Source organism: Hyphomonas sp. (assembly GCF_013823385.1).
Lineage (GTDB): Bacteria > Pseudomonadota > Alphaproteobacteria > Caulobacterales > Hyphomonadaceae > Hyphomonas.
This window is the reverse complement of record NZ_PNMA01000107.1, coordinates 1-2,197: the sequence shown is the minus strand read 5'-3', so window position 1 is coordinate 2,197 and position 2,197 is coordinate 1. Positions and strand designations below refer to the sequence as shown.

Below are 2,197 nucleotides of genomic sequence, written 5' to 3'. Positions count from 1 at the left end.
CCGACGATAATGCCACTCGGCCAGCTTGTAGGGAAATAGAATCTGTGGGGCGGGCGGTGCGCTTTCCCGCAGGCGTTGGAGAGGTCTCTCTCGCAGGAAGTCCAAGTCTGATGCGGGCTTTGGGTCTGCGTCAAGGACGACGGGGCCCCACCATTTTTGCCGGGCAAGCCCGACAAAAATCGTTGCCCCCATCGCCGCTTCGCGGCCGCTGTCGCGGTCCTTGACCCAGCCCGTCACCCGCATCCTCGCAGCTCCTGATGCGACGCATCGAACATCAGGAGAATAGATCATGTACGCTTCACACAATACCGCCGATGCCGGGTACCAGGCTGATCAGGCGGCCCTCGTTGCCGCACTCGATCAGGCCCATGCCCGGTCCTATCACAGCTACTTCACGCAGTACGTCCTGACCGATGATGAGGCAGGGTACATCGCGGTTGATGAAGGCGATTACGGGGCATTGCCGAAGGCCTTGCAGGACCGTGTCATCGACACGGTGCCGGGCAGGCTCAGCGATGAATTCTGACCCGGAAGGTTCAAGGGAGGAAGTCCGCCAGGGCTTCCTCCCTTTGTTTTTTGCTCGGATCCCGCAGCTTCGCGTCCGGGCAGAGGCCGTCGCCAATTGAGGCTCAGTCGGCGCGTTCAGACCGGTCGATCTTCTAGGTCCGTCCGGGCAACTCAAGCATCTTGATCGCCGCTGCCGTGATCGCCTCCACAAGCGTTTGGAATGTCTCAGCCGAGCTTATCGAGACGGCACGGGAACAGGGGATCGTCCCCTGATGGCCGTTGCCCGTCGGCGCTGAAATCAGCGCAATCTTCGCCATTGTCCGCGCCGCCTTTCGCTAACCCGATTGCCACAATATGGGCTCAGGGAGCGGGCCTGGATACGGGAATTGCAGCGTCGGCAACCCGCGGCGAATCCTGCAGGAAGGGAATGACAAACCGCATCACTCGTTACAGGTTCATGGGCTGGTTTCTCATCTGGCAGTAGGGGAACAGTGAGCACACCCTACGCGACGGGTCGCAGCATCTATTGGTACGAATAGTCGTTATAAAACAGAGGTTGGATGAGCATCCCATGACAATGGCAGCTTCCCAATCAGTTTTGGACAGGCCTAAAACTGGCAATCAGTTTTGATTGAACGCCGGTCGGAATGGCGGATTTCCGCCATTCCTGATGTTCTTGACATGTTCTCATTTCTGAATTAGACCTTCGCCTGCCTTTCGCAGTGCGTTCCGGGCTCCTCATTACAAGGAGTCCGTGCATGACACGGCCAAAATCTCTCCAAGTCCATGTCTCGTTCGAGCTTGCCGAGCGGGTTCGTACTGCGGCCGAGCGCCGCGATATCAGCGTGAGCGAATGGATCCGCTCGCTGTTGCAGCAAGCCTGCGACGAGGACGATCTGAACATCGGCCTCAGCGCATGGATGCAGCGTATGCAGCGGCAGGCCCTCTTCACAGTGGTTGGCGTCGACGCGCTACTCTCTGGCCATGCGGACCATCAATTGCGTGACCGCGCACGCGGTGCCTACGCCCGAAGGTGCGCGGAATTCGGCCTTGTGCAGACTCCCATCGAGGGAGGGTTCGATGAAGCGTAACCTCGCCAATTTCACGCGCGGTAGCCAGCTCCTCGGGCACTTCGGTTTCATGTTCGCAGCAGGCCTCAAGGGGCCGCTGATCATATAGGCGGTCACATTGGCTGGGGTCGGCTCGAGAATGGCCTTGGCCTTGAGCTCGCGCAGGGTCGCCGTAATCGCATCAAGCTGGTTCGTCGCGCTTGGCGCGGTCGTAGGCGCAGTCTTCTCCGGGGGCTTCGGACGGGTGCAGTAGAACCAGTAGCCGAGCTTGCGCTCCTGGCAGTAGAAGCTGTCTTGTGCTTCGGCATCGTTGGACGGCCGCTGCTCCTGCGCCTGTGCGGGAGCGGCCTGGGCCGTCAGGCAGGCGAGGGCACCGAGGCAGGCGGCGAACGCGCGCACGGCGGCGCTATCTGGTGGCATTGGCATAGTAGTCCTCGATTTTTTGCTGGAGATCGCTCGCAACCGCGAGTTCATCGGGCAGGCGGGCCGCCTCGGTGAACTCGGCATAGACCTCGCTGAAATCCATCTGACTGAGGTCGAGCCGGGAGAATTCATCGAGGGTGAAGCCGCGGCACTGCTCGGTCTTGGGCTTGGCCCAGGGCTTGTTCAGCTGCTTGCGA

General features: G+C 60.5%; 2 protein-coding genes and 3 pseudogenes. 1 reads left to right on the top strand and 4 read right to left on the bottom strand.

The features are described from left to right. A pseudogene (locus C0456_RS20130) lies at positions 1 to 243 on the bottom strand (hypothetical protein); the annotation flags it as partial. Between the two features lie 46 nt (positions 244 to 289). Between C0456_RS20130 and C0456_RS20125 the strand changes: the two are divergent. After that, positions 290 to 526 (top strand): hypothetical protein, encoded by a 237-nt coding sequence (locus C0456_RS20125; protein ID WP_066112124.1) that lies wholly within the window; start codon positions 290 to 292, stop codon positions 524 to 526. 133 nt (positions 527 to 659) lie between these two features. On the opposite strand, the gene C0456_RS20120 is transcribed toward C0456_RS20125, so the two are convergent. From C0456_RS20120 to C0456_RS20110, 3 genes and pseudogenes are all read right to left on the bottom strand, one after another. Further along, the gene (locus C0456_RS20120) at positions 660 to 824 is read right to left on the bottom strand and encodes a hypothetical protein (protein WP_291056354.1); all 165 of its coding nucleotides are present in this window, start codon (positions 822 to 824) and stop codon (positions 660 to 662) included. A 915-nt stretch (positions 825 to 1,739) separates the two neighbouring features. Further along, a pseudogene (locus tag C0456_RS21020) lies at positions 1,740 to 1,997 on the bottom strand (conjugal transfer protein TraF); the annotation flags it as partial. Next, a pseudogene (locus C0456_RS20110) lies at positions 1,984 to 2,197 on the bottom strand (conjugal transfer protein TraN); the annotation flags it as partial. The pseudogenes C0456_RS21020 and C0456_RS20110, both read right to left, overlap by 14 nt.